The 25,889-nt window shown below is 48.7% G+C and carries 27 protein-coding genes; 23 read left to right on the top strand and 4 right to left on the bottom strand.

The window, feature by feature from the left end; genetic code table 11:
- Positions 1 to 11: 11 nt before the first annotated feature.
- The 14 genes from fliF (at position 12) to flhB (ending at position 13,197) form a co-directional block, all read left to right on the top strand.
- Positions 12 to 1,754 (top strand): flagellar basal-body MS-ring/collar protein FliF, encoded by a 1,743-nt coding sequence (gene fliF, locus VOA_RS02840; RefSeq protein ID WP_000752734.1) that lies wholly within the window; start codon positions 12 to 14, stop codon positions 1,752 to 1,754.
- A complete protein-coding gene (fliG, locus tag VOA_RS02845) occupies positions 1,747 to 2,793 on the top strand; it encodes a flagellar motor switch protein FliG (RefSeq protein ID WP_001029881.1) in 1,047 nt (348 codons plus the stop codon). Before fliF ends, fliG begins: the two co-directional genes overlap by 8 nt.
- A gap of 81 nt (positions 2,794 to 2,874) precedes the next feature.
- Entirely contained in the window at positions 2,875 to 3,675 is an 801-nt protein-coding gene (gene fliH / locus VOA_RS02850; RefSeq protein WP_000012392.1) for a flagellar assembly protein FliH, read from the top strand.
- Between the two features lie 3 nt (positions 3,676 to 3,678).
- Entirely contained in the window at positions 3,679 to 4,998 is a 1,320-nt protein-coding gene (gene fliI / locus VOA_RS02855) for a flagellar protein export ATPase FliI (protein ID WP_000880267.1), read from the top strand.
- Positions 4,999 to 5,012: 14 nt separating this feature from the next.
- The gene (gene fliJ / locus VOA_RS02860; RefSeq protein ID WP_000367973.1) at positions 5,013 to 5,456 is read left to right on the top strand and encodes a flagellar export protein FliJ; all 444 of its coding nucleotides are present in this window, start codon (positions 5,013 to 5,015) and stop codon (positions 5,454 to 5,456) included.
- A gap of 193 nt (positions 5,457 to 5,649) precedes the next feature.
- Positions 5,650 to 7,635, top strand: coding sequence for a flagellar hook-length control protein FliK (locus VOA_RS02865; protein WP_001102168.1), 1,986 nt, complete (start codon positions 5,650 to 5,652; stop codon positions 7,633 to 7,635).
- 34 nt (positions 7,636 to 7,669) lie between these two features.
- Positions 7,670 to 8,173, top strand: coding sequence for a flagellar basal body-associated protein FliL (gene fliL / locus VOA_RS02870; RefSeq protein ID WP_000796919.1), 504 nt, complete (start codon positions 7,670 to 7,672; stop codon positions 8,171 to 8,173).
- 7 nt (positions 8,174 to 8,180) lie between these two features.
- Positions 8,181 to 9,230, top strand: coding sequence for a flagellar motor switch protein FliM (gene fliM / locus VOA_RS02875; RefSeq protein WP_000130770.1), 1,050 nt, complete (start codon positions 8,181 to 8,183; stop codon positions 9,228 to 9,230).
- A gap of 73 nt (positions 9,231 to 9,303) precedes the next feature.
- Entirely contained in the window at positions 9,304 to 9,714 is a 411-nt protein-coding gene (gene fliN / locus VOA_RS02880; RefSeq protein WP_001129787.1) for a flagellar motor switch protein FliN, read from the top strand.
- 3 nt (positions 9,715 to 9,717) lie between these two features.
- The gene (fliO, locus tag VOA_RS02885) at positions 9,718 to 10,107 is read left to right on the top strand and encodes a flagellar biosynthetic protein FliO (RefSeq protein ID WP_001228187.1); all 390 of its coding nucleotides are present in this window, start codon (positions 9,718 to 9,720) and stop codon (positions 10,105 to 10,107) included.
- Positions 10,085 to 10,984: a flagellar type III secretion system pore protein FliP gene (gene fliP, locus VOA_RS02890; protein ID WP_000831832.1), complete on the top strand. Its 900-nt coding sequence runs from the start codon at positions 10,085 to 10,087 to the stop codon at positions 10,982 to 10,984. Before fliO ends, fliP begins: the two co-directional genes overlap by 23 nt.
- Positions 10,985 to 10,996: 12 nt before the next feature.
- Entirely contained in the window at positions 10,997 to 11,266 is a 270-nt protein-coding gene (fliQ, locus tag VOA_RS02895; protein ID WP_000187049.1) for a flagellar biosynthesis protein FliQ, read from the top strand.
- Positions 11,267 to 11,274: 8 nt separating this feature from the next.
- Positions 11,275 to 12,057 (top strand): flagellar biosynthetic protein FliR, encoded by a 783-nt coding sequence (gene fliR / locus VOA_RS02900; RefSeq protein ID WP_000456296.1) that lies wholly within the window; start codon positions 11,275 to 11,277, stop codon positions 12,055 to 12,057.
- Between the two features lie 9 nt (positions 12,058 to 12,066).
- On the top strand, positions 12,067 to 13,197 hold the full coding sequence (flhB, locus tag VOA_RS02905) for a flagellar biosynthesis protein FlhB (protein WP_000840981.1): 1,131 nt from the start codon (positions 12,067 to 12,069) through the stop codon (positions 13,195 to 13,197).
- Positions 13,198 to 13,204: 7 nt separating this feature from the next.
- Here the strand turns inward: flhB and smrB are convergent, their stop codons facing one another.
- Positions 13,205 to 13,765, bottom strand: a complete 561-nt coding sequence (gene smrB / locus VOA_RS02910) for an endonuclease SmrB (RefSeq protein ID WP_000041518.1) — start codon at positions 13,763 to 13,765, stop codon at positions 13,205 to 13,207.
- Positions 13,766 to 13,831: 66 nt separating this feature from the next.
- Between smrB and prmB the strand changes: the two genes are divergently transcribed.
- Complete coding sequence (gene prmB / locus VOA_RS02915) at positions 13,832 to 14,764, top strand: 50S ribosomal protein L3 N(5)-glutamine methyltransferase (RefSeq protein ID WP_000357779.1); 933 nt, start codon at positions 13,832 to 13,834, stop codon at positions 14,762 to 14,764.
- Between the two features lie 229 nt (positions 14,765 to 14,993).
- A complete protein-coding gene (aroC, locus tag VOA_RS02920) occupies positions 14,994 to 16,079 on the top strand; it encodes a chorismate synthase (RefSeq protein WP_000918428.1) in 1,086 nt (361 codons plus the stop codon).
- Positions 16,080 to 16,173: 94 nt separating this feature from the next.
- Here aroC and VOA_RS02925 read toward each other — a convergent pair whose 3' ends face one another.
- A complete protein-coding gene (locus tag VOA_RS02925) occupies positions 16,174 to 16,797 on the bottom strand; it encodes a trimeric intracellular cation channel family protein (RefSeq protein WP_000927102.1) in 624 nt (207 codons plus the stop codon).
- A gap of 366 nt (positions 16,798 to 17,163) precedes the next feature.
- On the opposite strand from VOA_RS02925, the gene VOA_RS02930 reads away from it, so the two are divergent.
- The 3 genes from VOA_RS02930 to VOA_RS02940 all read left to right on the top strand — a co-directional run bounded on the left by VOA_RS02930 (position 17,164) and on the right by VOA_RS02940 (position 18,719).
- Positions 17,164 to 17,694: an elongation factor P hydroxylase gene (locus VOA_RS02930; protein WP_001016507.1), complete on the top strand. Its 531-nt coding sequence runs from the start codon at positions 17,164 to 17,166 to the stop codon at positions 17,692 to 17,694.
- Positions 17,695 to 17,733: 39 nt separating this feature from the next.
- Positions 17,734 to 17,997 carry a YfcL family protein gene (locus VOA_RS02935; protein WP_000582712.1) on the top strand — a complete coding sequence of 88 codons (264 nt, stop codon included), beginning with the start codon at positions 17,734 to 17,736 and terminating at the stop codon, positions 17,995 to 17,997.
- Between the two features lie 194 nt (positions 17,998 to 18,191).
- Positions 18,192 to 18,719 carry an NADPH-dependent FMN reductase gene (locus tag VOA_RS02940; RefSeq protein ID WP_000690956.1) on the top strand — a complete coding sequence of 176 codons (528 nt, stop codon included), beginning with the start codon at positions 18,192 to 18,194 and terminating at the stop codon, positions 18,717 to 18,719.
- Positions 18,720 to 18,800: 81 nt separating this feature from the next.
- Here the strand turns inward: VOA_RS02940 and mnmC are convergent, their stop codons facing one another.
- Entirely contained in the window at positions 18,801 to 20,816 is a 2,016-nt protein-coding gene (gene mnmC / locus VOA_RS02945) for a bifunctional tRNA (5-methylaminomethyl-2-thiouridine)(34)-methyltransferase MnmD/FAD-dependent 5-carboxymethylaminomethyl-2-thiouridine(34) oxidoreductase MnmC (RefSeq protein WP_000095136.1), read from the bottom strand.
- 126 nt (positions 20,817 to 20,942) lie between these two features.
- Between mnmC and fabB the strand changes: the two genes are divergently transcribed.
- From fabB to VOA_RS02960, 3 genes are all read left to right on the top strand, one after another.
- Positions 20,943 to 22,154: a beta-ketoacyl-ACP synthase I gene (fabB, locus tag VOA_RS02950; RefSeq protein ID WP_000832706.1), complete on the top strand. Its 1,212-nt coding sequence runs from the start codon at positions 20,943 to 20,945 to the stop codon at positions 22,152 to 22,154.
- Positions 22,155 to 22,357: 203 nt separating this feature from the next.
- Positions 22,358 to 23,503: a 4-phosphoerythronate dehydrogenase gene (locus VOA_RS02955; RefSeq protein WP_000697480.1), complete on the top strand. Its 1,146-nt coding sequence runs from the start codon at positions 22,358 to 22,360 to the stop codon at positions 23,501 to 23,503.
- A complete protein-coding gene (locus VOA_RS02960; RefSeq protein ID WP_000082621.1) occupies positions 23,487 to 24,500 on the top strand; it encodes an aspartate-semialdehyde dehydrogenase in 1,014 nt (337 codons plus the stop codon). The genes VOA_RS02955 and VOA_RS02960 overlap by 17 nt, the downstream gene beginning before the upstream one ends.
- A gap of 70 nt (positions 24,501 to 24,570) precedes the next feature.
- Here the strand turns inward: VOA_RS02960 and fcrX are convergent, their stop codons facing one another.
- Positions 24,571 to 25,023, bottom strand: coding sequence for a ferric iron uptake transcriptional regulator FcrX (gene fcrX / locus VOA_RS02965; protein ID WP_001282828.1), 453 nt, complete (start codon positions 25,021 to 25,023; stop codon positions 24,571 to 24,573).
- Positions 25,024 to 25,387: 364 nt separating this feature from the next.
- Here fcrX and VOA_RS02970 point away from each other — a divergent pair, with 364 nt between their 5' ends.
- Positions 25,388 to 25,888: a DUF4442 domain-containing protein gene (locus VOA_RS02970; protein WP_001044397.1), complete on the top strand. Its 501-nt coding sequence runs from the start codon at positions 25,388 to 25,390 to the stop codon at positions 25,886 to 25,888.
- Position 25,889: the final 1 nt, after the last annotated feature.

Raw genomic sequence — 25,889 nt, 5'->3', positions numbered from 1 at the left:
GGTAGCAAACTGTGGCTGATGATAAACAAACAACCGATCTTGCGTTGAGCAACAGCAGTGGTGAGCATGCTTTAATGGCAAGCTCGGATCTTGACCACGATACGCAAAACCCTGACATCAACGAAAAAAGTAGCAAGATGGACTTTACCGTTGGTGATCTCGATTTATTGCGCCAAGTGGTGCTCGTACTCTCCATTTCGATCTGTGTTGCCCTTATCGTCATGCTGTTCTTTTGGGTTCGTGAACCGGACATGCGTCCACTCGGCGCTTACGAAACCGAAGAACTGATCCCAGTACTGGATTACCTCGACCAACAAAAACAGCAATATAAACTCGATGGCAACACCATTTTAGTGCCAGTCAGTGATTACAACAGTCTCAAGTTGTCCATGGTGCGCGCAGGGTTAAACCAAGAGCGTCAAGCGGGCGACGAAATTTTGATGCAAGACATGGGCTTTGGGGTTTCACAGCGTTTGGAACAAGAGCGCTTGAAACTGAGCCGTGAACGCCAATTGGCGAAAGCCATTGAAGAGATGCGTCAAATCAACAAGGCGCGCGTGCTGCTCGCCTTACCCAAGCAAAGTGTGTTTGTTCGCCAAAACCAAGAGGCTTCCGCTTCTGTTTTCTTAAGTCTGCGCACCGGTGCCAATCTGAAACAAGAAGAAATTGATGCAGTGGTCGATATGGTGGCGAGCGCGGTTCCTGGGATGAAACCAAGTCGAGTCACCGTGACCGATCAGCATGGTCGCTTGCTCAGTTCAGGCTCGCAAGATCCGGTATCAGCAGCGCGTCGTAAAGAGCAAGAGCTGGAAAAACAGCAAGAAGATGTGCTGCGTGACAAAATCGATTCCGTTCTGATCCCGATCCTTGGTCTGGGTAACTATACCGCTCAAGTGGATATTGAACTTGATTTCAGTGCTGTGGAACAAACGCGTAAAGTGTTTGACCCGAATACACCGGCAACACGCAGTGAGTACACATTAGAAGATTACAACAACGGCAATGTTGTTGCTGGCGTACCCGGAGCACTGAGTAACCAACCTCCAGCCGATGCATCGATCCCACAAGATGTGGCTCAGATGAAAGATGGGTCAGTGATGGGGCAAGGTTCAGTGCACAAAGAAGCCACGCGTAACTTTGAGCTCGACACCACCATTAGTCACGAACGTAAACAGTCTGGAGTTGTTAACCGTCAAACCGTTGCAGTGGCTGTAAAAAGTCGTTCTAACGTGAATCCCGATACGGGGGAAATTACGTATACTCCGCTGAGCGAAGCCGATCTGAATTCGATTCGGCAGATCCTGATTGGCACAGTAGGCTATAGTGAAAATCGTGGCGATCTGTTGAATGTGTTGAGCATGCAATTTGCTGAGCCTGAAGCTGAGCAGATTGCCGATATTCCTATTTGGGAAAATCCAAACTTCAATGACTGGATTCGCTGGCTAGCCAGTGCGCTTGTTATCATCATTGTGGTACTGGTATTGGTTCGCCCTGCAATGAAAAAACTTATCAACCCAGCGGCAGACTCGGATGATCAAATGTATGGCCCAGATGGTATGCCTATCGGGGCGGATGGTGAAACCAGCTTAATTGGCAGCGAAATTGACAGTGGTGAACTGTTCGAATTTGGTTCAGGCATTGACTTGCCTAACCTGCACAAGGACGAAGACGTGCTAAAAGCAGTACGTGCTTTGGTGGCAAACGAGCCGGAACTCGCGGCTCAAGTGGTGAAGAACTGGATGCAAAATGGCTAAAGATGATCAAAATGGTGGAGAAGTGGTTGAGTCAACCGTTGATGTCAGTGAAATTCCCGGTGAAGAAAAAGCCGCAATTCTGTTGCTGAGTTTAAATGAAGAAGACGCCGCAGGCATCATTCGCCACCTTGAGCCTAAGCAGGTACAACGTGTGGGTAGCGCAATGGCGCGTGCCAAAGATTTAAGTCAAACCAAAGTGTCAGCGGTGCATCGCGCCTTTTTGGAGGATATTCAGAAATACACCAACATCGGTATGGGCAGTGAGGACTTCCTGCGCAATGCCTTGGTGGCCGCATTGGGTGCCGATAAAGCCAATAACTTGGTGGATCAGATTCTATTAGGCACAGGCTCTAAAGGTCTGGATTCTCTGAAATGGATGGATCCTCGTCAGGTGGCGAGCATTATTGTTAATGAACACCCGCAGATCCAAACCATCGTACTGTCGTACCTCGAACCAGACCAATCGGCCGAAATCTTGGCGCAGTTTGCTGAGCGTGACCGTTTAGATCTGCTGATGCGTATTGCCAACTTGGAAGAAGTGCAGCCTTCTGCATTGGCTGAGTTGAACGAAATTATGGAGAAGCAGTTCGCGGGTCAAGCTGGAGCACAAGCTGCCAAGATTGGCGGCCTGAAAGCAGCGGCGGATATCATGAACTATTTGGACAACAACATCGAAAGCGTGTTGATGGAACAGATGCGCGAACACGACGAAGATTTGGCGACTCAGATCCAAGATCTGATGTTTGTATTCGAGAACTTGGTCGAAGTCGACGATCAAGGGATTCAAAAATTGCTGCGTGATGTTCCGCAAGATGTATTGCAAAAAGCCCTCAAAGGGGCAGACGAAGCACTGCGCGAGAAGATCTTCAAGAACATGTCGAAGCGTGCTGCTGAGATGATGAAAGATGATCTCGAGGCGATGGCACCAATCAAAGTTTCCGATGTGGAAACTGCACAGAAAGAAATTTTGGCGATTGCCCGCCGCATGGCTGATAACGGTGAAATCATGCTAGGCGGTGGTGCTGACGAATTCTTGTAATCGATATGGATCTGTGCGAGCAGATCCGCTTTACATTGATGACGTGATTTACCTGCACTTGTTGCATGATTGAGGAACCCCATGTCTGGTGAAAGAAAGCGCGGTTTTATTCGCCCAGGCGCTGATGATGCGTCTGTCACTCCTCAACGGTGGGGGCTGCCGGATTACGGCGCCGACACACACAAAGCGGCCAAACAGACCGCCTTCAACTACGATCCGGGTTGGGTTCCAAATTTTGAGGAGCCTGAAGCGGAAGTCGAACACGAATTAAGCGAAGAAGAAATTGCACTGATCCGTTCCGCCGCTCAGCAAGAAGGCTTTGAGCTAGGACAAGCGGAAGGCTATCAGCAAGGTTTGGAACAAGGCAAAGCGGAAGGTTTCCAAGCTGGACACCAAGAAGGGCATACACAAGGTTACCAAGACGGGGTTGCTGAGGGACAAGCGCTGATCCAAGAGCATGTCAAAACCTTCATGGCACTCGCTAATCAATTTGCTCAGCCACTGGATTTGCTGAATGCCCAAGTAGAAAAACAGTTGGTGGATATGGTACTCACGCTCACTAAAGAAGTGGTGCATGTTGAAGTACAAACCAATCCTCAAGTGATCCTCGATACCGTTAAAGCCTCAGTCGAAGCTCTGCCGATTGCAGGTCACGCAATCACCTTCAAACTTAATCCAGAAGATATTGAGATCATTCGTCAAGCGTATGGTGAGCAGGAAATCGAAACTCGCAACTGGACTTTGCTCAGTGAACCGGCTTTGAGTCGTGGTGATGTGCAGATTGAAGCGGGGGAATCCAGTGTCAGCTATCGAATGGAAGATCGTATCCGTAGCGTGTTGAAAAGTTTTTGCGGCGTCAATCGTCACCATTCAGGAGAATAACGGATGTTGGCATTAGCGGATCGTCTTGCTCAATACAAAGTGGAAGGGCATACCACCAGACCGATGGCTTCGGGCAAACTGGTGCGTGTCGTTGGCCTTACGCTAGAAGCTACTGGCTGCAAAGCGCCTGTGGGGAGCTTGTGTAAAGTCGAAACCATGACCGGTGAGATGGAAGCAGAAGTGGTGGGTTTTTCTGGCGATAACCTCTTTTTGATGCCTAGCGAACAGATTATCGGCGTTCTTCCCGGTGCGAAAGTGACGCCTATAACTTCTGAATCAGGCTTGCCTGTTGGCATGGAGCTGCTCGGTCGAGTGATTGACGGGGTCGGAAATCCTCTTGATGGTCTTGGGCCTCTCTACACAGATCAACGCGCATCGTTCAATGCTGCGCCAATTAACCCACTTGCCCGTAAACCGATCAGCGAGCCTTTGGATGTTGGTCTCAAAGCCATTAACGGCTTACTGACGGTCGGAAAAGGGCAGCGGATTGGTTTGTTTGCTGGTTCCGGTGTGGGTAAATCGGTCACACTCGGTATGATGACCCGAGGTACTACCGCTCAAGTCGTGGTGGTTGGATTGATTGGTGAACGGGGACGCGAAGTTAAAGAATTTATCGAAGAGATCCTTGGTGTGGATGGCCGCCAGCGTTCAGTGGTGGTCGCCGCCCCAGCTGACTCTTCACCGTTGATGCGTTTAAAAGGTTGCCAAACCGCACTCACCATCGCCGAATATTTTCGCGATCAAGGTTTAGATGTGCTGCTGTTGATGGACTCGTTAACCCGTTTTGCACAGGCACAGCGGGAAATTGCGCTGTCTGTTGGCGAACCTCCAGCCACCAAAGGCTATCCGCCTTCGGTATTTGCTAAACTTCCGGCACTGGTTGAGCGAGCCGGTAACGGTGGACCGCATCAAGGTTCTATCACCGCATTTTTTACCGTATTGACCGAAGGGGATGATTTGCAAGATCCGATTGCGGATGCCTCTCGTGCAATTCTTGATGGTCACATTGTGCTGTCACGGGAAATGGCTGACGCTGGGCACTATCCTGCAATCGACGTTGAAAAATCGGTGAGTCGAGTCATGCCGCAGATCACTACCGATGAGCATTTACTCATGTCAAAAGCGGTAAGACAGATCCTCTCGGTCTGCCGTAAGAACCAAGATCTAGTATCGATTGGTGCTTATAAACCGGGAACCGATAAGGCGATTGATGCAGCCTTTACTCTCAAACCTAAGTTGGATCAGTATTTGCAACAGGCGATGAAAGAAAGTGTTCCTTATGACATGTGCGTCAATATGCTGCGTCATGTGCTCAGTTCGTAACTGCGGAGCTTTAAATGGATAACGCATTAGATTTTCTGCTTGAGCAAGCTCAGGATGGAGAAGACAAAGCCGTGTTAGCACTGAGTAAAGCGCGCAGCGAACTGGATGGTTATTACCACCAGCTACGCCAAATTGAACAGTACCGTTTAGAGTATTGTCAGCAATTGGTGGAGAGAGGTAAATCGGGTTTAACTGCCAGCCAATATGGGCACTTAAACCGTTTCCTGACTCAGCTTGATGAAACATTGGCTAAGCAGAAGAGTGCTGAGCAGCACTTTCTTATGCAAGTGGAAAACTGCGAGCAGCACTGGATGAGCATGCGTCAAAAGCGTAAATCCTATCAATGGTTGCTTGAGAAAAAGCAGACAGAGCGTCAACAGCTTCAAGAGAAACGTGAACAAAAACAGATGGATGAATTTTCCACACTGATGTTTAACCGTCGTCGTATCTCTTCTTAATCTTACCTTTACCACCCAAGCGAAATTTCTTCTTTCCCCCTCTTTTCAGTGATGTAAAACGGCTACTTGGCGTGCTTCTTGCTAGATCTTCTCTAAGCGGGGTTAATAGCCCATGGTTACTGATGAGTTGAATAGCATGGGGTTGCCACTATGGTAGCACCTGAACTCCCATTCCACTGTGCGAGTAGCGAATATGAATGTGAATCTCACACCTCCAATTGAACCGGGTAAAGTGACCACCGTAGGTAAAAACGGTACGGTCGGCGCAGAAGTGGCAGAGGCCGAATCGTCCGGTGGCTTTTTTGCTCAGTTACAAGCCCTTATTTTTGGCAGTAAGACAACGTCGGATGAGACGACTTCGGTCAAGGCTTCCGCCGCCAATGCAGAAGGGGATACGGCCGAAGATGCGCTAATTGATTCTGAGGATGGCTCACTTTCCACCGCTAAAACAACGCAAACTGATGACGTGGCACAAGCGGATCAAGTCTTAGCCAGTGCTGCCGACACCGACCTACTGAGTGAAGCGGAACTGAGCGAGGCCGAGCTGCAAGCGGAGCAGAAAATGCCACCACAGGCGAAAGGTGAAATCACCTCCGCCAAGGTGGCGCAGGAAAGCGAAGCGGATGAAACCTCGACAGCCGCAGTGCCAGCTTCGATTGCAAAATGGGTTGCCAAGCAAGAGCCTGCCAGTGATGAGGCGGTGAACCATGAATTACAACGCAAAACCGCACAGGCAATGAGCGATGGCGATCAATTGCTTGGTCGTTTGCAAGAGGCGAACCAAGCACTCAGCAAATCCAACGGCAAAACTTTGCCTGTTCAGCATGGTCAAGCCTTAGATCAGCACTCGGCTGACTTGGCGGCAACCAAGGGGGAATTGGAACCGACTTTGCCGTTTGATTCTCAACATCAGCTCAGCGCAGAGGCGGCTGTACCCGCTGTCAATCCACAAGATGAAGCCTCAGATGCTGCAAATGAAGGGGATAGCAATCAAGATGAATTAATGGCCGCTGCCTTGTTAGGCGGAGCTATCACCAGTGCGACAGTAGCCCAAGGTGATCCCTCTGCGGCAGCTGTACAAGAGATGGCCGTTGATCCTGCATCCGCTTTGGTTAAGCCCGAAGCGGCTCTTATGAGTGATGAGTTAGCCATGAAAGGCAAACCTGCCCGTTTAGCTCAATCGGCTCAAATCCCGATGAGTGTCTCAGCTCAAGCAATAGGCGATGCACTTAATTCGTCAACGGTGGGGAGTGGTAAAGTGGCCATTCCTTGGGCGACTCAAGTACCGACAGATGCTGAATTAGCTTCATTACCTCCCGAGTTAAAAGAGCTGTTGGCAGAAGGTGGGAAAACCAAGGCTCAGGCGGTGAATCCGCAGGTTCAATCCCTTGCTCAGGGGGTAACACCTGCCCATCTCGCGGCACAACAAGCAGCCACCACCACGGTGCCTATTAATCCAACGGCAGCCACTCCAATTGATATGGCGGCTTTAACACCACAAGCTGTAGCGGTGAATCCTATGGTTAACCCTGCTTCAACCGTCAATCCTGAACTGGCAGCCAGTTCTGCTATGCTTGCTGCACTCAGCGGGCGAGCCTTGGCTGGCGGTGATGAACGCCGTGCAACGAATGATTCCGGACATGAGGGACTGGCTCAGCAAATTGCTGCGGCTGCGGGGCAGGGTGTGGGGCAAAATCAGGCGTTACATCGAGCAGAGTCACAAGCGGTACAGAATAGTGCAACACCGTTACATCTGAACAAAGAGATGGCCGCTGATCAACTTGCTGAACGTATACAGGTGATGATGTCGAAGAATCTGAAAAACATCGATATTCGGCTTGATCCACCGGAAATGGGACGGATGCATATTCGCATGAACATGCAAGGTGATGGTGCAACCGTGCATTTCACCGTGGCGAACCAACACGCACGTGATGCGCTAGAACAAACCATGCCAAGGTTACGTGAAATGTTGGCTCAGCAAGGTGTCCAGTTGGGTGATACTTCAGTACAACAGCAAAGTGCAGGACAACAGCAGCGTTATTCTGGTCAAGAACAGTCGGGTTTTGGTCAAACAGCACGCAACGAAAAGCACAATAGCGAAGAAAACCTTGATACCGACGTCAAACTTGATTTGAATGTGGCAACAAAGCGTGATGGAATCAGTTATTACGCTTAAACTTATACAAAATTAACCACATACAGAGGCAATTATGGCCGAAGAAGAACAAGCTGCAGATGCCCCCAAAGGGAAAAAGAAATTGTTGATCATCATTATCGCTGCCGTGGTATTACTGGCTGGCGGTGGTGGTGCAGCATTTTTTATGATGGGTTCTGGTGATGGAGAGGCAGCCGCTCAAGCTGAGCAAAAAACAGAACAAGCTGCCACTCCTGCTGATCCGGTTTCCTATGTCAACATTGCCCAGCCGTTTGTGTTTAATGTTACTGGCGATGAAAAAGACCGTTTAGTGCAAATCAAAGTGCAATTGATGGTGCGCGGCAGTGAAAACGAGAACTTAGCGCGTTACCACTCCCCTTTAGTGGAAAGTACCTTGTTGGCGACCTTTGCTTCAGCGACTGTTGAGCAACTGCGTACGCCGAACGGCCGTATTGAATTGCGCGATAAAGCCACTGATGACATCAAAGCGGCACTCAACCAAGCCGTGGGCAAACCCATTATTGAAAAAGTGCTGTTTACCGATTTTGTGATGCAATAGGTGAAATGTGACTGATTTATTAAGCCAAGACGAAATTGATGCGCTACTCCATGGGGTGGATAGTGTCGATGAGGAAGAAGAGGAACTCCCCAAATCGGGCCCCAGTGCCACGAATTTCGATTTTTCTTCCCAAGATCGTATCGTCCGGGGCCGAATGCCGACTCTGGAGCTTATCAATGAACGTTTTGCTCGCCACCTACGCATCAGTCTCTTCAACATGTTGCGCAAAACCGCTGAAGTCTCAATCAACGGCGTGCAGATGATGAAGTTTGGTGAATACCAAAACACGTTATATGTTCCCACCAGTTTGAACATGGTGCGCTTTCGTCCTTTAAAAGGCACCGCGTTGGTGACCATGGAAGCGCGTTTGGTGTTTATTTTGGTTGAGAACTTCTTTGGCGGCGATGGACGCTATCATGCACGGATTGAAGGTCGTGAATTTACTCCGACTGAACGACGCGTTATTCAACTGCTGCTCAAAATCGTGTTTGCAGACTACAAAGAAGCGTGGTCTCCGGTTATGGGGGTTGAGTTTGAATACCTCGATTCCGAAGTCAACCCGAGTATGGCGAACATTGTCAGTCCGACCGAAGTGATTGTGGTCAGCTCCTTCCACGTTGAAGTGGATGGTGGCGGGGGCGATTTCCACATGGTGATGCCGTATTCCATGATGGAGCCAATCCGTGAGCTGCTTGATGCAGGTGTGCAGTCGGACAAAATGGAAACCGACGTGCGTTGGAGCACTGCACTGCGTGAAGAGATCATGGATGTCCCCGTCAATTTCCGAGTTAACCTGCTGGAAATGGATATTGCGCTACGTGATTTAATGGAGCTGCAAGTCGGTGATGTTATCCCGATCAAAATGCCTGAACACGCGGTGATGTTTGTTGAAGAATTACCGACTTACCGCGTTAAAATGGGCCGCTCCGGAGAGAAGCTCGCGGTGCAAGTCTCCGAAAAAATCAAACGCCCTGATGTGGTGAAAACGGATCTCGCTTTCCTCGGTAAAGACATAATGGCCGAGTTTGAAAATGCAGAAGACGATGATTTCGAGTAATCCGTTGCACATGATTTAGGGTGAAATTGCTGTTACCCAGCGAATGAAGATCAGAACCAATAGGTAGTTGAAGATGGCAAAAAGCGAAGATGAAAGATTGGCTGAAGAGTGGGCTGCGGCACTAGGTGAAGACCCTAGTGCGCCAGATATTGATGTGGATGAAATTCTGGCCGCCCCACTCGAAGAGTTAAAAAATACTGCGCCAGCGATCAGTGATGACGAACGCCGCAAGCTGGATACCATTATGGATATTCCAGTCACCATTTCAATGGAAGTGGGGCGCTCTAAAATCAGTATCCGTAACCTACTGCAACTGAACCAAGGTTCGGTAGTGGAGTTGGATCGTATTGCCGGTGAATCACTGGATGTGATGGTTAACGGCACGCTGATTGCGCATGGTGAAGTGGTGGTGGTGAACGATAAGTTCGGTATCCGTCTGACCGACGTCATCAGCCAGACTGAACGTATCAAGAAACTGAGATAGCCAATGCGCAAATTGGCCGCTCTGATTCTTCTCCCTGTTCCTGGGTTGGCTTCAACCAGCAGCCAACTGGATTTGGCGACCACTTTCGGGTCGCTTTTGTTCGTTCTTGCCCTGATCTTTTTACTGGCTTGGTTGCTCAAACGGATGCGTGTTCCCGCGTTTGGTCAGCAGAAAGGATTGAGTATTGTCAAACAGTTGCCCGTTGGTACCCGAGAGCGGGTGATGATCATCCAAGTGGGAGAAGAGCAGTATTTGATTGGCGTTACCACTCAGTCGATTCAACTGCTAGCCAAACTCGATCATCCACTCACACAGGAGGAGCTGCCAGCAACGCCTTTTTCCAACCAGTTGATGCAGCTACTGAAAAAAAATGAAACGGACTCAAAGACTTAATTTGACCTCTTGGTTGACAACTGGGTTACTCACTTGGCTGCTCTCCGGCATGCTAGGTTTTGCTTCGCTCGCTTTTGCTGAAGAACCACTCAATACCGGAATTCCATCGACTGCGGCGGGGGCATCTTCTGTCACTGTCACGGCACTTGAAAAAGAACAAGGTAACGCCAAAACCATCGCGTTGGGCAGTAGCAGTGGGGGAAGTGGCATTCCTGCGTTCACCATGACCACCAATCCGGATGGCAGTGAAGATTACTCGATAAATCTACAAATTCTGGCACTGATGACCATGTTGGGCTTCCTGCCTGCCATGGTGATTTTGATGACTTCATTCACTCGTATCGTGGTGGTGATGTCGATCCTGCGGCAAGCCATGGGTTTGCAACAAACGCCTTCCAACCAAGTGATTATTGGTATTGCGCTGTTTTTAACGTTTTTTATTATGGCTCCGGTGTTTAACCAGATTAATGAGCAAGCGGTGCAGCCTTATCTCAATGAGCAGATCTCTGCACGGCAAGCGTTCGATTTAGCACAAGAGCCAATGAAGGCCTTCATGCTCAAGCAGACCCGAGTCAAAGATCTGGAAACCTTCGTTGAAATGTCGGGCGCTCAAGTGACTGCTCCGGAGCAAGTCTCCATGGCGGTGCTCATTCCTGCTTTTATCACCTCGGAACTGAAAACCGCGTTCCAGATTGGTTTTATGCTGTTTTTGCCGTTTTTGATTATCGACTTGGTCGTGGCTTCAGTGCTGATGGCGATGGGTATGATGATGCTCTCGCCAATGATTGTTTCCTTACCTTTTAAATTGATGTTGTTCGTGTTGGTGGATGGCTGGAACTTGATCCTGTCGACCTTGGCGGGCAGTTTTGCCTTGTAGTGGGGGAGCCACATGACACCAGAGATATTTGTCGAACTGTTCAAAGATTCACTCTGGCTAGTGTTGATTATGGTGTGTGCCATCATCATCCCTAGCTTGCTGATTGGTCTTGTGGTCGCCATTTTTCAGGCAGCCACTTCGATTAACGAGCAGACGCTGAGCTTTTTACCGCGTTTGATCATCACCTTATTAGCGCTGATGTTCTTTGGGCATTGGATGACGCAAATGCTGATGGACTTTTTCTACAGCATGATTGAGCGCTTGCCACAGGTTCTGTACTAGGAGCACTTATGGAGTATCCAGCCAGTGTCGTCCTCGATTTCATCGCTAACTATTTTTGGCCGTACACGCGTATTGCGGCCATGTTGATGGTGATGACGGTTACTGGTGCGCGCTTTGTGCCTGCGCGTGTGCGTCTTTATTTGGGGTTGGCCCTGACTTTTGCGGTGATGCCGGCGATTCCTGCGGTGCCTTCCGATATTGCCTTGCTCTCACTGCAAGGATTCATGATCACCTTTGAACAAATTGTAATTGGCATGGCAATGGGCATGGTGACTCAGTTTTTGGTGCAAATCTTTGTCATGCTTGGCCAAATCCTCGGTATGCAATCGAGCTTGGGTTTTGCCTCCATGGTTGACCCTGCCAACGGACAAAATACACCGTTACTGGGTCAGATGTTTATGCTGTTGGCCACGCTGTTTTTCCTCTCCAGTGATGGCCATTTAAAAATGATCCAACTGGTGGTGTTCAGCTTTAAAAGCTTGCCGATTGGCAGCGGTTCACTCACTACGGTCGATTATCGCGAGTTAGCCTTGTGGCTTGGCATTATGTTTAAAGCCTCACTTGCGGTATCGCTTTCCGGCATTATTGCGCTGCTCACCGTGAACCTCTCATTTGGGGTGATGACTCGTGCTGCGCCGCAGCTCAACATCTTTTCGCTCGGCTTCTCGTTTGCGCTTCTCGTTGGTCTGTTACTGTGTTGGTACATACTCAGCGGCCTGTACACTCATTACGAAATCTACTGGCAAGAGACGGAAGAGCAGATCTGTCGTCTCATTCGCTTGAATTGTTAGGAGGCTGATTTGGCAGAATCCGACGGCCAAGAAAGGACCGAAGAAGCCACCCCCCGAAGGTTGCAGCAGGCCAAGGAAAAAGGCCAAGTTGCACGTTCGAAGGAGTTGGCTTCTGTCTCTGTATTAGTAGTAGGTGCGGTTTCCTTGATGTGGTTTGGCGAAGCCTTAGCCCAAGGTCTATTCACGGCTATGCAGCGGCTGTTTTCGCTCAGCCGAGAAGAAATCTTCGATGTCGGGAAACTGTTCGATATCATAGGTGGGGCGCTGGTTAATTTGCTGCTACCTCTGCTGATGATTTTGATTACCTTGTTTACCGCGGCATTGATTGGTGCAGCAGGGATCGGGGGAATTAATTTTTCCGCAGAAGCGGCAATGCCCAAACTGTCCAAAATGAATCCACTGAGTGGGTTTAAGCGGATGTTTGGTATGCAAAGCTGGGTTGAACTGCTCAAGTCGATTCTAAAAGTCATGTTGGTGGCGGGGGTAGCTTTCTATCTCATCGAAGCCTCACAAAAAGATCTATTCCAACTCAGTTTAGATGTCTACCCGCAAAACATCTTCCATGCGCTCGATATCCTGCTCAACTTTGTATTGCTGATCAGTTGTTCATTACTGGTGGTGGTGGCGATTGATATTCCGTTTCAGATTTGGCAACACGCTAACCAACTGAAAATGACCAAGCAGGAAGTGAAAGACGAATACAAAGACACCGAAGGTAAACCTGAGGTGAAAGGGCGTATTCGTATGCTGCAACGTGAAGCGGCGCAGCGGCGGATGATGGCTGCACTGCCACAGGCGGACGTGATCATCACCAACCCGGAGCACTTCTCGGTCGCGCTACGTTATAAGCAAAATACCGATAAAGCGCCCGTAGTGATTGCCAAGGGCGTGGATCATATGGCATTAAAAATCCGTGAAATTGCGCGGGAATACGACATTGCGATTGTTCCTGCTCCGCCTTTGGCACGAGCGTTATACCACACCACTGAGCTTGAGCAGCAAATTCCAGATGGCTTGTTCGTAGCGGTCGCACAAGTGCTGGCGTTCGTGTTCCAGCTAAAACAGTATCGCCGTAAAGGTGGTCAGCGGCCGAAGCTCAATGAAGAGAATATGCCGATCCCACCGGATATGCGTTACTAAAGATTCTCTATTTTTCGGGAATCGACAGCAGCACCAGCAGTGCGCCATCACCACCAAACTCAAGTGGCGCTTGGTGGAATGCCAGCACATCGGGGTGCTGCGCCAACCATAGTGGAACGTTCTGTTTTAAGATGTGCTTGCCAATGCCATGCTGCACGCAAGCACAATGCACATTCTCTTTTAAGCAGTAGGCAATCATCGCCCCCAATTCACGCTTCGCTTCTTGTTGGGTCATGCCATGCATGTCCAAAAACACATCGGGCACATACACGCCACGGCGTAGCCGTTTCACTTCATATTTGGAGACATCACCACGCGCGTAACGCGTTGGGCCTTCATCACTCAGATGGGGCATAAACTCATCTGAGAAATAGAAATCGTTGTCGGAAGCTTCACGCTCGGTACGGCGGATTTCTTTTTGCTTGGGATTTCTGTTTGGTGCGTGGAGTATGGTATCCTGACGCAACTTTTTTACGCCCTTTACTTCGTCACGAAACAGTGAGAAATCGTCGTCAAGATTATCTTTATCATTCTTGTTATGGGTAATTCGGTGATCGTTTTTGCTCATTAGGGTGACGTGTTTTTGTTACTGTAAATGGATGACGCGGTATTGTAGCGCTTTTTGGAGGCAATTTTGGATAAGATTTTCGTTGAGGAAGCGGTTTCTGAACTGCATACCTTGCAAGATATGATTCGTTGGACTGTGAGTCGATTTAACGCTGCTAACCTGTTTTATGGTCAAGGCACGGACAACGCTTGGGATGAAGCGGTACAACTCATTCTGCCAACGCTCTATCTGCCGATTGATGTGCCTCCGCATGTATTGAGTTCGCGCTTGACCAGCAGCGAGCGCCTGCGTGTGGTAGAACGCGTGATCAAACGCATTAACGATCGTACTCCGGTCGCGTACCTGACCAACAAAGCGTGGTTCTGTGGCCTTGAATTCTTTGTTGACCAACGTGTATTGGTACCACGTTCGCCGATCGGTGAATTGATCCAAAACCGTTTTGAACCTTGGTTGATTGAAGAGCCAACGCGCATCATGGATTTGTGTACCGGCAGCGGCTGTATTGCGATTGCTTGTGCCAATGCTTTCCCTGAAGCCGAAGTGGATGCGATTGATATCTCAGTGGATGCGCTGCAAGTGGCAGAGCAAAACATTCAAGACCATGGTCTAGAGCAGCAAGTTTTCCCAATCCGTTCCGATCTGTTCCGCGATCTGCCGCAAGAGCAGTATGACTTGATCGTGACCAATCCACCTTATGTGGATCAAGAAGACATGGATAGCCTGCCAAGTGAGTTCCGTCATGAACCTGAACTTGGCCTTGCAGCGGGTAGTGATGGTTTGAAACTGGCACGCCGTATTCTGGCCAATGCGCCACTTTACCTGAAAGAGAACGGGATTCTGGTGTGTGAAGTGGGCAACTCGATGGTGCACATGATGGAGCAGTATCCACACATTCCATTTACTTGGTTAGAGTTTGAAAATGGCGGTCACGGCGTATTTTTGCTGACTCGTGAGCAACTTATCGATTGTGCTGCGGATTTCGCGCTGTACAAAGATTAATGATGACACGCTGAACTTATTCCAACGCCGACCTTTGAGTCGGCGTTTTTCATAGTGCACAGTTAGCCGAAAAACCTTGGCTAAGGTGGTGAATAACACCATTAGCCCGTGAAAATGGTCGAATCTGGTCATTTTTAGGACTTTACATCACAAAGTATTAACGCCACTATGAAGCCACGAAGAACAGTTAATCAGTGAAACTCGAGTTTCACTGTGCATTGAGGAAGTCATGGCAGGAAACAGTATCGGACAACATTTCCGAGTCACCACATTCGGAGAAAGTCACGGTATCGCACTGGGATGTATTGTGGATGGTTGCCCACCGGGGCTGGCTATCTGCGAAGCGGATTTACAAGTGGATCTCGACCGTCGTCGCCCTGGCACATCACGCTATACCACTCAGCGTCGTGAGCCGGACGAAGTCAAAATTCTCTCAGGCGTGTTTGAAGGCAAAACCACAGGCACATCGATTGGGCTTTTGATCGAGAACACCGACCAACGCTCCAAAGATTATTCAGATATCAAAGATAAGTTCCGTCCCGGACACGCGGACTACACCTATCATCAAAAATACGGTGTGCGTGATTATCGCGGTGGTGGCCGTTCATCGGCGCGTGAAACCGCCATGCGTGTTGCGGCGGGAGCGATTGCCAAAAAATACCTACAGCAAGAATTTGGCATTGAAGTGCGTGCTTACTTGTCGCAAATGGGTGATGTCGCGATTGATAAAGTGGACTGGAATGAGATTGAAAACAACGATTTCTTCTGCCCTGATGTTGATAAAGTGGCCGCCTTTGATGAGCTGATCCGTGAGCTGAAAAAAGAAGGCGATTCGATTGGCGCGAAAATCCAAGTGGTTGCGACAGGCGTTCCGGTTGGATTGGGTGAACCTGTGTTTGATCGTCTGGATGCGGATATTGCCCATGCGTTGATGAGCATCAACGCAGTGAAAGGGGTAGAGATTGGTGATGGCTTTGATGTTGTGCGCCAAAAAGGCAGCCAACATCGTGATCCTCTCACTCCGCAAGGTTTCCGTTCTAACCATGCGGGTGGCATTTTAGGTGGCATTTCTAGCGGGCAGGATATCGTAGCCAATATCGCCCTGAAGCCGACTTCCAGCATTACCGTGCCGGGTGAGACGATTGATGTTAACGGTGAGCCAACCGAGCTTATCACCAAAGGTCGCCATGACCCTTGTGTCGGCATTCGCGCAGTACCCATCGCAGAAGCCATGTTGGCAATTGTGCTGATGGATCATCTGCTGCGTCATCGTGGTCAGAACCACGGTGTCATGACAGCAACACCGAAAATCTAGCTTTATCTTTAGCGTTCATAGCTTTGAATGCAATAATGCCCTCAATTGAGGGCGTTATCATATCCACGACTTATCGAATATAGATAAGGAATGGTTAGTGAATCGAGTTCTCGGCTTCCAAATGGAAAGAGGGCAGACGCCATTTAAAACGCACTGCTGCCATACGCAGAGTGTAACCCACCACGAGAGTCACCACGGTGCTCACTACGTCACTAACACCAAACTCAAGTAGGGTCAGATACAGTCCCGATGCCAATAGAGCAATCGACGCATACAATTCTTCATGCAATACCAAGGGTGGCTGACGGCAGATCAAATCGCGTAGCAAACCACCAAACACACCAGTCACAACCGCAGAAACCAAACAGATGCCTGGGTGCAAGCCCATGCGCATTGCCACTTGCGTGCCGATGATTGAAAACACAATCAAGCCTAGCGCATCAAGACGAATAAATAAGCCTTTAAGTTTGATCACCCACTTGTATACCCAAGTGGTCAGTACGCCAGCCACACAAGTAATTGCAAGATACTCAGGATTTTTTACCCAACCTAAAGGGTAGTGACCAAGCAAAATATCGCGCACTGTGCCACCACCAATCGCGGTTGCGCTGGCGACTAGCATTACGCCAAACCAGTCCATTTTGCGACGGCCTGCACTCAACGCTCCGGTCATGGCTTCCGCCGTGATCCCAATGACATACAAAATACTCAGCAGCATGTATCACCTCATTCAACAGCAGAGGATATACTCTTCCTACTTGAAGTTGCAGCGGTGTTGGCTGCGTTCACTCCCTCTAATCACATAGCTTATCTATGCTCATAGGGATGAGTTCACTTGCCGCCTACCTGCAACTCCAAGTAGTTTGGTATAGAAAAATTAAGGCGAAATTTTAGAGTTTATCTTAGAGAATAAACAATGATTTTTTATAAGGTGAAGGTGATTTGAATTAGTAAAACTAATGAATGTATTATTGGTCTCACTCAAACGTTTTCCTAATAGCCATCTTCTGTGTGAGGCTTAGCTCTTTACCCGATGAGAAAAAGCCTCCAGAATGCATGCCGTCACCAACATTTACCATGTACTATGAACCATCAATACCAAGACTTAATTGAAATTTTCAACCAGACTTTTTACCGCGACTACGACACCAAATTAGTGTTGGGCGGCGATGAGCCGATCTACTTACCGGCCGATGAGCAAGTGAGTTATCACCGGATCATTTTTGCACGTGGCTTTTATGCCTCTGCCTTGCACGAGATTGCCCACTGGTGTGTTGCAGGGCCGCAGCGACGTCTGTTGGAAGATTTTGGTTACTGGTATGAGCCGGATGGCCGTACCGCGCAAGTGCAGGCGGAGTTTGAAAAAGTGGAAATCCGCCCGCAAGCGTATGAATGGATTCTAGCGATGAGCGCAGGCTTCCCCTTTACTGTGAGTTGTGACAACCTCAACGGAGATTTTGAGCCAGACCGTCTCGCATTTATGACCAAAGTCCACCGCGAAGTGCTCAATATTCTTGAACAAGGGTTGCCGCTACGAGTGAAAATGCTGTCGGATGCGTTACGCGCCTTTTACCACACTCCGGTCTTGTCGCCAGAGCACTTTACGGTTAAATGACCGTTTGTGAAAAACCGTTTACGAAATAACGAGAACCTGATGATTATTGAATTTGAAGAAAAACTTCTGGAACTGATTGATGCTCAAGTAGAAAACGCGTCTACTGACGAACTGTTTGCGGGTGGATACTTACGTGGGCACATTTCACTTTCTGCTGCGCAGTGTGAAGAGGAAGGCGTGACTGAGCTTGATACATTTAAGCAGCGTATTGAAGAAAGTTTAGAAGCGGCACGCTCTGAATTGAGCCCAGCTGATCGTGCCATTGTAGCCCAACTTTGGCAGCAGCTTGCCGCACAAGCTTAACTGAACCATTAGGCTTTATGGCTAAAGCCGCCGCCTGTAAAGCGGTGGCTTGATAGATTTCCCCAAGTTTTTTCTCACACATCGATAGCCTGAAAGTTGTTCAAACTTTCTGAACAACTAAGTACAAAAATCAGGCTTGTTGCATATCTGTTTCCCGATTAATCTTTGCTTAACATTAGTCAGGGGGAAACACCATGAAAATCATTGCCTTCGGTGCTAGCACCAGCTCAACCTCTATCAATAAAGCACTTGCTACCTTTACGGCTAACCTTGTTGATGGCGCACAAGTCCAAGTGCTCAACATCAACGATTACTCCGTACCTATGTTTAACGAAGATCTGGAAAAAGAGATCGGCCAAGCAGAAGGTGCTCAAGGTTTCTTGCGCGATCTGGCTCAAGCCGATGCATACGTTATCTCTTTTGCTGAGCATAACGGCCATTACCCAGCGGCGTACAAAAACTTGTTCGACTGGGCAAGCCGTATCAATCGCGCGATGTTTGGTGATAAACCAGCGGTGTACCTGTCTACTTCTCCAGGCCCAGGTGGTGCAAAGTCTGTTCTTGCCGCGGCAACCGCTTCAGCGCCTTTCTTTGGTGGTAACGTGAAAGCTTCAGTTTCTGTTCCTAGCTTCTATGACAACTTTGATTTAGAACAAGGTGCGGTGACTAACCCTGAAATCGTGGCTGAACTCAAAGCGGCGGTGGCTAAGCTGTCAGCTTAAGCAAAAAAAAGTATTAAGTCCTAAATGAACAAAGCCTCGCAGTGCGAGGCTTTGTTTTTGAGTAGATTGAAGGGGGCTAGATTAAGCTTTCTGAGTCAGAGCCTTTCCTTTGCGCAGCTTTCGAACCCACATGCGGCAAGGATGCAACTGTTCCAACAAATCGACGCCCAATGGCAGAGGATCACCACACATTTGTGAAGCGAGAAGTTCGGCCATGAGTGGTGCGCTACTTAAACCGCGCGAGCCGAGCCCGACAGACGCATAAAGTTGCGGATAGAGTGGAATAGGCTCAGGTTCTGCTTGCTGAGCTAAATCTCGGTATTGCTCAGTAATTTTGGTAAATTGGCCGACATTGCCGACAAAAGGCAGATGATCGCGGCTGACACAGCGTACGCCTTGGCGTGACTGATTGCCGCTGACATCCACTTCTAATGGCCAGGTTTGCTCCGGCAGGCAGTGAATCAGCTTTTGCGCATTTTCGCGTTGTGCTTGCGGATCAAAAGTCGCATCAAGGTGCTGGCGATCATAACTTGCCCCAATACAGTGATGTCCATTTTGTTGGCTGACCGGAGTCATATAGCCATCGTAACAGAGCACGCTATTGATTTTGCTGAGTGTGTCGGTGGTCGGAATATGGCTGACCTGACCTTTCACCTTACCCAGTGGCAAGTGAGCGGTTTGTGACAGGCTGTCAAACTGATGGCCACTGGCAATCACTACGCACTGATGCTGCATTACCTTATCGCCGCAGTGTAACTGCCACTGCTGTGTTTCTGGCTGCCAAGTCAGGGCATCAATCGAAGTGGAATAATGCGCGGTGAGCTTGCCTTGCAGCGCTAAAAGATGGATTAATCCTTGAGTCAGTTCTGCAGGGCAGAGCCAGCCGCCGAGCGGATAATGCACACTGGCTTGATCCACTGGCACGCCGACTTTCTGGTTGGTTTGCTCTGCGGATAAACCATGTACTAATTGTTCTGGGAAATTGCCCTCAAGCATGCTAGTGAGCTTTTGGCTGGCCTTTTCATCCCACATTAATTGGGTAACACCGCACCAATCGTGGTCAAAGGTTATCTGCTCCGTCGCTTGTTCAATAAATTGACGCGCGAACAGAAAGGCTGGAGCAAACACTCGTGATACAGCGTTGTGATCGCCACTGAGTAGTGGATAGACCGCGCCTTGTCGGTTACCGGATGCACCTTGCGCTGGTTTTTGATCTGCGCAATAAAGAGTTACTGCGATACCACGTTTGGCTAGTGTTGTCGCGAGGGTGGCACTAGCGACTCCACCACCAATAATTGCTACATCTCGTAGGTCGTGAGTGGCTTCAACACGAAATTCGGGCGCAATATTGGTGTACGGAACCTTCTCATTCAGACTGCCGGCAATCATTTCGCGCTTAGTGCCAAAACCTTTGACTTTTTTCATCGTAAAGCCAGCGTCAATCAAGCCGCGGCGTACAAAAACAGCCGAAGTAAAGGTAGCGCAGGTACAGCCATTTTTCGCCAGTTTGGCCATACCTGCAAACAGGTTTGGGTTCCACATTTCTGGGTTTTTGCTGGGAGCAAAGCCATCGAGGAACCATGCATCGACTAAACCTTGCTCCTGTGTCGCCACTTTCGGCAGGCAGTCTTTGATATCCCCAAACCAGAGATCGAGCGTGATGAGTCCATCATCCAACACAATCCGCTGGCATTCTGGAATCGCTAACGGGTAGTGCTTATGCAGTTTTTGCGCGAATTCTGCCAGTTCCGGCCACGCCTGATGCGCTTGGATTAAATCGTGTTTACTGAGCGGATATTTTTCAAAGCTAATGAAATGCAGCTCTTTGAGTTTGGCATCTGGGTTGGCTTGGCGAAACTCCACAAAGGCTTGCCAAACCGCCAGAAAATTCAGGCCAGTACCGAAGCCTGTTTCTGCAATCACGAATCGCCTTTGGTCATCGTTGTGCCATCTTTGTGGGAGATGATTTTGCTCAAGGAACACATAACGTGTCTCGGCTAGACCATTGACGTTAGAGAAATAGACATCGTCAAATTGATCGGAGACGGGAGTTCCTGCTTCGTTCCAGCCGAGCTGGGCGTGAGAAATGGATGACATAATGAACAAACTCTATGAAATCAGGCTGAATATGGGTCGAGATTGTACGAATTTATGGGAAAGCTGACCACTTCTGTTATTCTTCTTCGATATCATCTAGCCAAATTTACATAATAGGAATGTTACATGAAACGAGTCGTCATCACCGGTATGGGTATTATTTCGAGTATCGGTAACAACGTCGAAGAAGTTTTGGCCTCACTAAAAGCTGGCAAGTCAGGCATCACCGCCTCTGAACAGTTTAAAGAGCATGGTTTGCGTTCACAGGTTTGGGGTGATTTAAAAATCAACCCGGAAGAACATATCGATCGTAAGCAAATGCGCTTTATGGGTGATGCGGCTGCGTATGCATACCTATCTCTTGAGCAAGCGATTGCTGATTCGGGTCTCACTCCTGAGCAAGTGTCTAACGACCGTACGGGTATCGTTGCCGGTTCTGGTGGCGCGTCTTCTGAAAACCAAGTTATCGCGGTGGATACCCAGCGTGAAAAAGGCGTGAAGCGCGTTGGCCCTTACATGGTGCCACGTACCATGTCTTCAACTGTTTCTGCGTGTTTGGCAACCCCATTTAAAATTCGTGGCGTAAACTACTCAATCAGTTCTGCGTGTGCCACTTCTGCACACTGTATTGGTAACGCGCTGGAACTTATCCAACTGGGTAAACAAGACATCGTGTTTGCCGGTGGTGGTGAAGAGCTGTACTGGTCACAAACCATGATGTTTGATGCGATGGGCGCACTATCAACCAAATACAACGAAACACCAGAAAAAGCGTCACGTACTTACGATGCGGATCGTGATGGTTTCGTGATCTCTGGCGGCGGCGGTATGGTTGTGGTTGAAGAACTGGAACACGCACTGGCTCGCGGCGCAAAAATTTACGGTGAAATTGTTGGTTACGGCGCGACATCGGATGGCTACGACATGGTTGCTCCATCGGGTGAAGGCGCAGTACGTTGTATGAAAATGGCAATGCAAGGCGTTGATAAGATTGACTACATCAACACGCACGGCACTTCAACCCCAGTGGGTGATGTGAAAGAGCTTGGCGCAATCCAAGAAGTGTTTGCGGGCAACAGCCCTGCGATTTCTGCAACCAAAGCGATGACTGGTCACGCACTGGGCGCAGCTGGCGTACATGAAGCGATTTACTCAACACTGATGCTGCACCACGGCTTTATTGCTCCAAGCATTAACGTTGAAACGTTAGATGAAGCGGCGCATGGTTTGGATATCGTAACGGAAATGCGTGAGCAAGAGCTGACTACAGTAATGTCTAACAGCTTTGGTTTTGGTGGCACAAACGCAACTTTGGTTATCAAAAAATACCAAGGTTAAGCGCACTAGATCCATCATAGTTTCCAGAACAGATTAGTATCGCTAATCGAACAGACGCAGACTCTGTCCCATGGAGAGCGGGATAGGATCCTTTTGTTCTGGATGTTTGCCCGGCGGCTTAGGTCGTCGGGTATTTTTATTCTCGACAGCCTCCGCGCTTTTCTGCACAATGCCTGCAACTTTGATTGCCGCAAATTCCCACTATGAAAATTCTGATTGATGAAAACATGCCTTACGCACAAGCGCTGTTTAGTCAGCTTGGCGAAGTGATCTTAAAACCTGGCCGTACTTTAACCGCTGATGATCTAATTGATATTGATGCCTTAATGATTCGTTCGGTAACGAAAGTGAATGAGGCTCTGCTCGCTAAAGCGAATCGCTTGAAGTTTGTTGGTACCGCAACGGCGGGGATGGATCATGTTGACCAAACGCTGTTGGCTGAACGTGGCATCTTCTTCACGGCTGCACCAGGCTGTAACAAAGTGGGGGTCGCGGAATACGTGTTCAGCGTGCTGATGGTACTGGCGCAGCAGCAAGGCTTCTCGGTTTTCGATAAAACGGTAGGCATCATCGGCGCAGGTCAAGTCGGCAGCTATCTCGCGCAATGCCTCTCTGGCATCGGAATTAAAGTGCTGATCAATGATCCCCCTAAGCAAATACAAAGTGATGAGCGAACATTTACCGAGCTGGAAACCTTACTTAAAGAGTCGGATGTGATCACTTTGCACACGCCCATCACACGCGAAGGTGAGTGGCCGACTCATCATTTGATTGATGCAGCGATTCTTGAGCAATTACGCAGTGACCAAATTTTAATTAATGCGGCACGAGGCCCTGTGGTTGATAACGCGGCGCTTAAAGCGCGTTTACAAAAAGGCGATGGTTTTACCGCCGTGTTAGACGTGTTTGAGTTTGAACCGCAAGTGGATATGGAATTGCTGCCGCTACTGGCCTTTGCCACTCCACACATTGCTGGTTATGGTCTTGAAGGTAAGGCGCGTGGCACGACGATGATTTTTAACAGCTACTGCGAGTTTCTCGGTAATGCACATTGTGCAAACCCTGCAAGTCTATTGCCTAAAGCCCCCGTGCCTAGGGTTTACTTAGACCGGGCATGGGATGAAGAAACGCTGCATACGCTGACCCAAATTATTTACGATGTGCGTAAAGATGACGCACTGTTTCGCCGTGAAATTCACCACCCCGGAGCGTTTGATTTAATGCGCAAACACTATTGGGACAGACGTGAATATAGCGCGGTGACACTAGCTGGAGGCGCCGACTGTCATTTGGCACCTTTGGCTAAACTCGGTTTTCAAGTAGAGGTATGTGATGAGCCAACAATTTAATGTTGCCATTTTTGGCGCAACGGGCGCAGTAGGCGAAACCATGTTGGAAGTGCTGCAGGAGCGTGAGTTTCCTGTGGATGAGCTTTTCTTGCTTGCGAGTGAGCGCAGTGAGGGTAAAACCTATCGTTTCAACGGTAAGACGGTGCGTGTACAAAATGTCGAAGAGTTTGACTGGTCACAAGCTCATATCGCGTTGTTTTCAGCGGGTGGTGAGCTTTCGGCGCATTGGGCTCCAATCGCTGCTGAAGCGGGTGTGGTGGTGATCGACAATACCTCGCATTTCCGTTACGACTACGATATTCCACTGGTGATTCCTGAAGTGAACCCTGAGGCAATTGCTGAGTTTCGTAATCGCAACATCATTGCTAACCCTAACTGCTCAACCATCCAGATGCTGGTGGCACTGAAGCCGATTTACGATGCGGTGGGTATTGAGCGTATCAATGTGACGACTTACCAATCAGTCTCTGGTGCGGGTAAAGCGGGGATTGATGAGCTAGCAGGTCAAACGGCTAAACTACTCAATGGCTACCCAGCGGAAACCAATACCTTTAGTCAGCAAATCGCTTTTAACTGTATTCCACAAATCGATCAGTTTATGGACAACGGTTACACCAAAGAAGAAATGAAGATGGTGTGGGAAACCCAGAAAATCTTCAATGATCCTTCCATCATGGTCAACCCAACTTGCGTACGTGTGCCTGTATTCTATGGTCATGCGGAAGCCGTACATGTGGAAACTCGTGCTCCGATCGATGCTGAGCAAGTGATGGACATGCTGGATCAAACCGATGGTATTGAGCTGTTCCGCGGCGCAGATTTCCCAACTCAAGTGCGTGATGCTGGTGGTAAAGACCATGTATTGGTTGGTCGTGTGCGTAATGATATCAGCCATCACAGCGGTGTGAACCTATGGGTAGTGGCAGATAACGTGCGTAAAGGTGCAGCAACCAACGCGGTACAAATTGCAGAGCTGTTAGTGCGTGACTATTTCTAAGTAGCGCGGTCCATGGCATAAGCAATAAAAAACCCACCGCTTGGTGGGTTTTTTATTGCTTAATAAGCGATTATTTCTTTGGCTTATGAGCGTTAGGATTGTCTTTACAATTGCCTTCGCTACCACATTTTCCATACAGATACAGACTGTGGTTAGTCAGTTGTACATTGTATTTTTCAGCAATCTCTTTTTGACGTTGCTCGATAACATCGTCAGAAAACTCGATCACTTCACCACAGTCAAGACACACTAGGTGGTCGTGATGGTGTTGCGTTGAAAGTTCAAAAACTGACTTGCCGCCTTCAAAGTGGTGGCGCGTCACAATACCTGCATCATCAAATTGGTTGAGAACTCGGTACACTGTGGCAAGACCAATCTCTTCGCCGAGATCAATCAACTTTTTGTACAGCTCTTCAGCACTAATATGTTGGCACTCTGGCTGTTGTAAAACTTCTAAAATCTTAAGCCGTGGGAGGGTAACTTTAAGACCAGCATCCTTTAGCGCTTGGTTATTGTCTGACATATACTTTCCTGTTGATGTTCTGCAGTGATACATCCGTTCTACTTGAGGTTGCCATCGCATTGGCTGTGTTGCTAAACCCACTTTACGAGCTTCGTCAGTGAGTGTCACTCACTTGCCGTTTACCTGCATCTCAATTCGTTTGGGTATAACAGAAGTCAATGTTGCTCTGCATTATAGGTGAGTCACCGCGAACAATAAACCACGAACTTCAAGAGGTTAATGGGAAACCTGCAAAGTCGAGTCAAATCACTGAACAAAGTGCTCTTACCAGTTACAATTATTTAACAATGATGATATGAATATACGGCAGCACTGGCTATCCATGCCAGCGACTGTCTCAACCGAAGTCTAGGGCACTCAGGGTATGAATAAAACACTCTCTAAGCTTTATCAACCGAATATTGTGAAGTGGGCACTAAACTTTTGGCCTCCTTTTTGGGGGGCAGGAATCCATATTGACGCGATCAGTGCCGATTTTCGTGAAGTGACCATTCGTTTGAAATTGCGTTGGTGGAATAAAAACGCCAACCGGACTCAATACGGCGGCAGTATTTTTTCACTGACCGATCCGGTTTATGCCTTGATGCTGATGGGAATATTGGGTGAGCGTTATTACGTGTGGGATAAAGAGGCGAGCATTAACTTTATTAAACCGGGCGATACCGATTTATTCGCAGAATTTCGCATAACTCAAGAGATGTTAGATTGGATTCTGGCTTCAACGGCAGAAGGTGATAAATGCTTTCCAGAGTTCATTGTACATGTCAAAAATGCCCAGGGAGAAGTTGTGTCTGAAGTGCAGCGTAAACTGTATGTACGCAAAAAACCGCAATACCGCGAGAGTTCTATCGAGTGTATTGAGTGAG

This window comes from Vibrio sp. RC586 (genome assembly GCF_000176715.1).
Classification (GTDB): Bacteria; Pseudomonadota; Gammaproteobacteria; order Enterobacterales; family Vibrionaceae; genus Vibrio.
Note: the sequence above shows the minus strand (reverse complement) of the source record. Positions and strands in the feature narration are given on the sequence as shown.

Coding starts and splice junctions, on each gene's coding strand:
- fliG (WP_001029881.1), top strand. CDS start 1,747: ATGGCTAAAGATGATCAAAATGGTGGAGAAGTGGTTGAGTCAACCGTT.
- fliH (WP_000012392.1), top strand. CDS start 2,875: ATGTCTGGTGAAAGAAAGCGCGGTTTTATTCGCCCAGGCGCTGATGAT.
- fliI (WP_000880267.1), top strand. CDS start 3,679: ATGTTGGCATTAGCGGATCGTCTTGCTCAATACAAAGTGGAAGGGCAT.
- fliJ (WP_000367973.1), top strand. CDS start 5,013: ATGGATAACGCATTAGATTTTCTGCTTGAGCAAGCTCAGGATGGAGAA.
- VOA_RS02865 (WP_001102168.1), top strand. CDS start 5,650: ATGAATGTGAATCTCACACCTCCAATTGAACCGGGTAAAGTGACCACC.
- fliL (WP_000796919.1), top strand. CDS start 7,670: ATGGCCGAAGAAGAACAAGCTGCAGATGCCCCCAAAGGGAAAAAGAAA.
- fliN (WP_001129787.1), top strand. CDS start 9,304: ATGGCAAAAAGCGAAGATGAAAGATTGGCTGAAGAGTGGGCTGCGGCA.
- fliO (WP_001228187.1), top strand. CDS start 9,718: ATGCGCAAATTGGCCGCTCTGATTCTTCTCCCTGTTCCTGGGTTGGCT.
- fliP (WP_000831832.1), top strand. CDS start 10,085: ATGAAACGGACTCAAAGACTTAATTTGACCTCTTGGTTGACAACTGGG.
- fliQ (WP_000187049.1), top strand. CDS start 10,997: ATGACACCAGAGATATTTGTCGAACTGTTCAAAGATTCACTCTGGCTA.
- fliR (WP_000456296.1), top strand. CDS start 11,275: ATGGAGTATCCAGCCAGTGTCGTCCTCGATTTCATCGCTAACTATTTT.
- smrB (WP_000041518.1), bottom strand. CDS start 13,765: ATGAGCAAAAACGATCACCGAATTACCCATAACAAGAATGATAAAGAT.
- aroC (WP_000918428.1), top strand. CDS start 14,994: ATGGCAGGAAACAGTATCGGACAACATTTCCGAGTCACCACATTCGGA.
- VOA_RS02925 (WP_000927102.1), bottom strand. CDS start 16,797: ATGCTGCTGAGTATTTTGTATGTCATTGGGATCACGGCGGAAGCCATG.
- VOA_RS02930 (WP_001016507.1), top strand. CDS start 17,164: ATGAACCATCAATACCAAGACTTAATTGAAATTTTCAACCAGACTTTT.
- VOA_RS02935 (WP_000582712.1), top strand. CDS start 17,734: ATGATTATTGAATTTGAAGAAAAACTTCTGGAACTGATTGATGCTCAA.
- VOA_RS02940 (WP_000690956.1), top strand. CDS start 18,192: ATGAAAATCATTGCCTTCGGTGCTAGCACCAGCTCAACCTCTATCAAT.
- mnmC (WP_000095136.1), bottom strand. CDS start 20,816: ATGTCATCCATTTCTCACGCCCAGCTCGGCTGGAACGAAGCAGGAACT.
- fabB (WP_000832706.1), top strand. CDS start 20,943: ATGAAACGAGTCGTCATCACCGGTATGGGTATTATTTCGAGTATCGGT.
- VOA_RS02955 (WP_000697480.1), top strand. CDS start 22,358: ATGAAAATTCTGATTGATGAAAACATGCCTTACGCACAAGCGCTGTTT.
- VOA_RS02960 (WP_000082621.1), top strand. CDS start 23,487: ATGAGCCAACAATTTAATGTTGCCATTTTTGGCGCAACGGGCGCAGTA.
- fcrX (WP_001282828.1), bottom strand. CDS start 25,023: ATGTCAGACAATAACCAAGCGCTAAAGGATGCTGGTCTTAAAGTTACC.
- VOA_RS02970 (WP_001044397.1), top strand. CDS start 25,388: ATGAATAAAACACTCTCTAAGCTTTATCAACCGAATATTGTGAAGTGG.